The organism is Ideonella azotifigens, assembly GCF_006519715.1.
GTDB lineage: Bacteria > Pseudomonadota > Gammaproteobacteria > Burkholderiales > Burkholderiaceae_C > Ideonella > Ideonella azotifigens.
In genome coordinates this window covers 1-4,965 of record NZ_VIDT01000422.1, presented here as the reverse complement: position 1 = coordinate 4,965, position 4,965 = coordinate 1, and the positions used below count along the sequence as shown (strand labels likewise).

Sequence of the window (4,965 nt, the reverse complement as noted above, 5' to 3'; positions counted from 1 at the left end):
CCGCCAAGGAGGCCACCGCATGACCCTCAGAGTGCTGCTCGTGGAAGACGACAGGGAGCTGCGCGCCACGCTGAGAAGCGCACTCGACATCGAAGGCTACGAAGTCTTCACCGCCGCCAGCCTGGCCGAAGCCCAGGCGCTGACCACCCACCTGGCCGACGCCGTGCGCCCGGCCGGTTTCGATCTGGTGCTGCTGGACCTGGGCCTGCCCGACGGCGAGGGCCAGCAACTGCTCGGCATGCTGCGACGCAAGCACAGCCTGCCGGTGCTGGTCATCTCCGCCGCGCAGGACGACGGCCAGAAGATCCGCCTGCTGGACGCCGGTGCCGACGACTACCTCGTCAAGCCCTTTGCCGTTGGCGAGCTGCTGGCCCGCATGCGCGTCACGCTGCGCCACCGCGGCACGCGCATCGACGCCGCCTTGACCCACTACCGCAACGGCGGCCCCATGGGCCTGGAAATCGACCTCGGCACCCGCAGCGTCAAGGTCCGTAACGAAGCCTGCCACCTGACCCCCACCGAGTTCAAGCTGCTCGCCCGTCTGGTCCGCAGCGCCGGCCAGGTCGTCACCCACCGCCAACTGCTCAGCGACGTCTGGGGCCCCGACCAGACCGAACAAACCCACTACCTGCGCCTCTACATGGCCCAGCTGCGCGCCAAGCTGGAGAGCCAGCCGGCGAATCCGCGCTGGCTGCTGACGGAGCCGGGGGTGGGTTATCGGTTGGTGGAGGCCGAGGCCGAGGGTTGAAACACGCGGCCAGCGGCGTCGGCTCGCCTTGGCTTGTCGGTTTACACCCAAGGCGAAACCGGCGGGTCGGCCGTTCAAAGATTTTGCGGCGCATGTCTCACGACGCCCTGAACTGCCTTCTCACTGGACGTGAAGCTTTGGCGTGGCGCAGCTTCCTTTCTGGCGGTAGACCCCAAATTGCTCGAATAGGTTGCGCACTGAGGGCGCTTGTGGAACGCACCGTGGATTCACCTGAAGCCGACCTTGGCTCCCATTGGCTCCCGCCCTGAGCGGCAGCTTCCGGGCCACAGTTGCGAACTGGCGCTCCCGGCTAGGAGCGGCTGTTTGCGAGGGACTACTGGTAAAGCGATGCACGGCGCACCGTCAAGCAGAGCTCTCGATGCTTGTCACACGCCGTAGTCGCCCTTCCCGCGTGCGGATCTCGTGTGCCGCCTCCATCTTGCGTGCTGCTTCTGACCTGTACCGTGACATGCAGAGTGAGCCCGTAGATTGCGATGCTCGAGAACTGGTGCGCAGCAACCTCCCGGCATTGCGCCCATGAGGGTCAGTCACGAGTACGATCCTGCCAGAAACAAGGAGATCGCCCGATGGAAACGGACGAAAGGCAGGCGGCAACAGCGCGAACCGGATTTCAGAAAGTTTCTGCTTTCGTTGACTGGAACTCCCAGATTCATATCAGCGGTGACAAGAAGCAGCGAGACCCAATGGCGACTGCTGAAATGGTTCTCAAGAAGACTACGACGCGTATCGCAAGATGCCTTGGAGGTATCGACCCTGGCGGACGCTTTAGAGTCCAGCTGCGCCTCTATCATGGGTGGCACAAGGGCTTTCAGCCAACAGCAAATCGAATTGCGATCACCACAGTACTTGCCTCAAAGAATTTCGCAGATTTATCGCCGCTTCGGAACGTTGTATTTGACTCGAACGTAGCTTACGGCGACTGCTTGCTTCATGCACTTTCGATCAGACTACACGCGAGGCTCGGGATTCATCTCCCGAATACACTCCAGACCCAGCACGGTGAGTTGACCGAGAAAATGGTCGATACCGCCCTTGCTGCCGACGTTGTTTCGAATGCAGCTTCTCAGACGGATGAATGGATCGTGGTCGTTGCTGAAGACGACGATTTGGTCCCGCCTGTGTTTACAGCAGAGGCCCTGCTGGCAAGATATTCATCCAAAGTATTGATGCTGCAGAGTCGCAATCGCTCAGAAAACTTTTTGAAACTTCAACATATTATGGTGAAAATGTGATTCCAACAAAAGCGTCTTTAGCGTACGATCTGTTGCCATTCGTCGATATTGGAACTCCTTCACCAAAGATATCGGAGAAGACGGAGGGCCTCACTGCCAATTTTGTCCGAGATGGTCGAGAGATAAAATTGCAAATTGACAATGGCACAGGGAAAGTGGTTTTCACCAAAAAGGGCTTCCCCGCTAAAGGATTTACGTCCTTCGCCAATATGCTCGCGTCGGATGATTTTGCAAACTTAAAGAAGTGGGCTAAATCTCAGGCTGAACTGTTAGGGAGGGCGGCCGCTGCGGAAAGACGCCTCTTGCCCTTTAATGCTCGCAATCACAAGAACGCACGTTTTGAGGGTGTGGAGCAGGTCAATGCCCTATTCAATTCTCAGCCACGGCCAGCGGACGCGGCTGAGGTCATTTTGATTGACGGCCCGGCTGGCATCGGTAAAACAAAGTTGGTTGAGCAACTGGCGCTACTCCGCGCCGAAGCCTACGCTGCTTCACCAACATCGCTGATCTTGCATGTACGCAGTCGTGGCCGTGTCCTCTCGAACTTGCAGGATTTGATGGCATTTAGCCTGCAGACGCTTCGCTCGAACACAACTTACGACCAAATTCCGATTCTGCTGAAGCATGGGCTTATCGTAGTGGCCATCGATGGATTCGACGAGCTGGGCGACCCAAATGGATATGAGTTGGCTTGGTCGCAGGTCAATGATTTGATTTCAGCCGCCCGCGGCAGGGGAGTGGTCTTACTTTCCGGACGCGACACCTTTCTAGGTAGGGATCGTCTCTTTCGCGACGTGCAATCGTTGCGTCAAGACCGCGACGTTGTGATCAGTTTGACTGTTGAGGCGTCCACCCCTGATCAAGCCCGGGAATGGTTGAAGTCAAGGGGCTGGACTGATGTTCACTTTAAGATTCCCGCAGTTGCGTCGCTGTTGGATGATGGGTCATTCGCGCTTCGACCAGTTTTTCTGAATTTGATGGCGGCGAATCTGGAGCCGAAGCGTCTCCGTGAGGAAAGTGACAGTTTCCTGACCCCACTGCTCGTTAAGCATATGCTTGAGAGAGAGGCAAAGCTATTTGGCGATGCAGTCGAGAAAATTGTTAGCCGCGATTCGCTCGAGGATTTTCTCCTTCGCTACTTGATTGAAGTGGCGCGTGAAATGGCGGACGGCCAATCTGAATCTCTTGATGAAACAACGCTTTCGTGGATAGTTGAAATAGCCCTGGGCGACGGTTACCCTGAAGAGGTCGTTCGGCTGATCCGAAATCGAGCCAGTGTAGTCGCTGCGCTCAAACCGGACTTAAGGGCGGGCTACAAGGGATTTGTTCACTCGCATATTCAGAACTACTTTTTGTCGCTAGCAACTCTTGAGGCTGTAGGTAAAGGCGAGGTGCCGAAGTTCTTGAAGCGAAACGTTCTTGGCTCGGAAATGGTAGCCGTTTTTGGCGACGTCGCGGCAAAGGCGGCCGGTACTCCGCAGTCAAAAGCCTTCCTCACCCATGGATTGACAATGGCAAGCTTGTATGGTGGAGTGGATAGGGCGTCTCGCAACGTAGGGGCGCTTCTGATGTCGACCCTCGCGTTATTGAGTGATGGTGAAGTTTTACGGGATTCTGATATTGATGAGACAGTAGTTCGCGGAACGGCCAGCAAGGTGACGCTGTCCAAGGTATCAATCCATCAACTCGATTGCAGAGCGGCAGACCTTGGCAGTGTTCTATTCGATGACTGCAAGATCGCCAATCTAATCGCAAATGACGGTACGCGTCTTTCGCCATCGTTCCCGATTCCGCGGCTTATAGCGTTAGAGGGAGGCGCAGACCTCGTTGAATCTGATCAGATCGATGAATGGTTAACCCGACATGGCCGAAATGCAACTGCTACGGTCGTCAACGGGTTGGCGTCGCCTGCGCTCTCAGAGCATCCATTGTTCAAATTGCTTGGAAGTGCCTGCCGGGTTCGGCAATATTGGTTGCGTCTAGGAGATGACGTTCAGGCGGAAAAGATTCTTAGAAGTAAGTATTGGGACGAATTGGCGGCCGAGCTTCGCGGCTGTAATCTCCTTCGCGAGGAGGTCCGCCAAGCCGCAGGGGCGAAGTCGAAGTTTACGCACATACGAATGCGGGAGAAGATTCTTGCGGAGGATCCGTCAGACCCAGATGTTGTCAAGCTGTTTGAAAATTTAAACGCCCGCGTCACCGCCTTGGCCGGCGGTGGGCAGTTACGGGTGAGTTGACCGAACGATACCGCTTAGGAGCCACCAACGAATGCTTTCGTGCCTGTCCGGCTGTCATCTTTGCGGCGACTCAATCAGGTCTCGTCGGGGTCGAAAGCGCCTGTGCGCCTCCAAAGGCAGCAGACCTCCGATCGGTCCTGGCCCCGGAGCTTCCTGAACTGCGGCTTGGATGGTCGCTGCGCGCTCCGCACGGACGTTGATGTCGCCGGCATCGGCTCAACCCAGTGTCTGGTTTGCGGCCGGCAGCGTGACCCGATCCCCAGCAGTCAATGACAGTCACCGCTGCAAAGCGTTCTGCCAATGAGCGAGCGGGCAAGCCTGGGCGCTGCGCTTTGTTTGGGCCATGGGCCGTTTTCGACACGTCACGCGCCGCGGCGGTGCTGACGGCGCTTTGACGAGTCCTTATGTGTTCCTGATGTAAAGCCCACCACCATCGCGGCATCCTGTTTCCAGGGCCGTCTGATGACCGCTGCCGCTTTACCCCGTTCTTCTTCCTCCGCCACTTCTGGCTTTGCCCCGCCCCAGGGCCAGCCGCGCGGGCGCGCGCTGGCGGGGCTCACGCTGGCTGCCGTGGGTGTGGTCTATGGCGACATCGGCACCAGCCCGCTGTACACCGTCAAGGAAGTGTTTGGCGCGGGTGGCGTGCCGCTGACTTCGGCCAACCTGGTGGGCGCGGTGTCGGCCATCCTGTGGGCGCTGATGCTGGTGGTCACGCTGAAGTACGTGG

4 protein-coding genes are annotated in these 4,965 nt (G+C 57.7%); all 4 read left to right on the top strand.

Annotated features, from left to right (window positions below):
• Window positions 1-748: response regulator (locus FKP22_RS20920; protein ID WP_310733352.1), on the top strand; the 748-nt coding region annotated here is incomplete at its 5' end.
• A 587-nt stretch (window positions 749-1,335) separates the two neighbouring features.
• Window positions 1,336-2,001: a PIN domain-containing protein gene (locus FKP22_RS20915; protein WP_141289624.1), complete on the top strand. Its 666-nt coding sequence runs from the start codon at window positions 1,336-1,338 to the stop codon at window positions 1,999-2,001.
• A 32-nt stretch (window positions 2,002-2,033) separates the two neighbouring features.
• The gene (locus FKP22_RS20910; RefSeq protein ID WP_141289623.1) at window positions 2,034-4,238 is read left to right on the top strand and encodes an NACHT domain-containing protein; all 2,205 of its coding nucleotides are present in this window, start codon (window positions 2,034-2,036) and stop codon (window positions 4,236-4,238) included.
• 462 nt (window positions 4,239-4,700) lie between these two features.
• Window positions 4,701-4,965: KUP/HAK/KT family potassium transporter (locus tag FKP22_RS20905; protein WP_211361496.1), on the top strand; the 265-nt coding region annotated here is incomplete at its 3' end.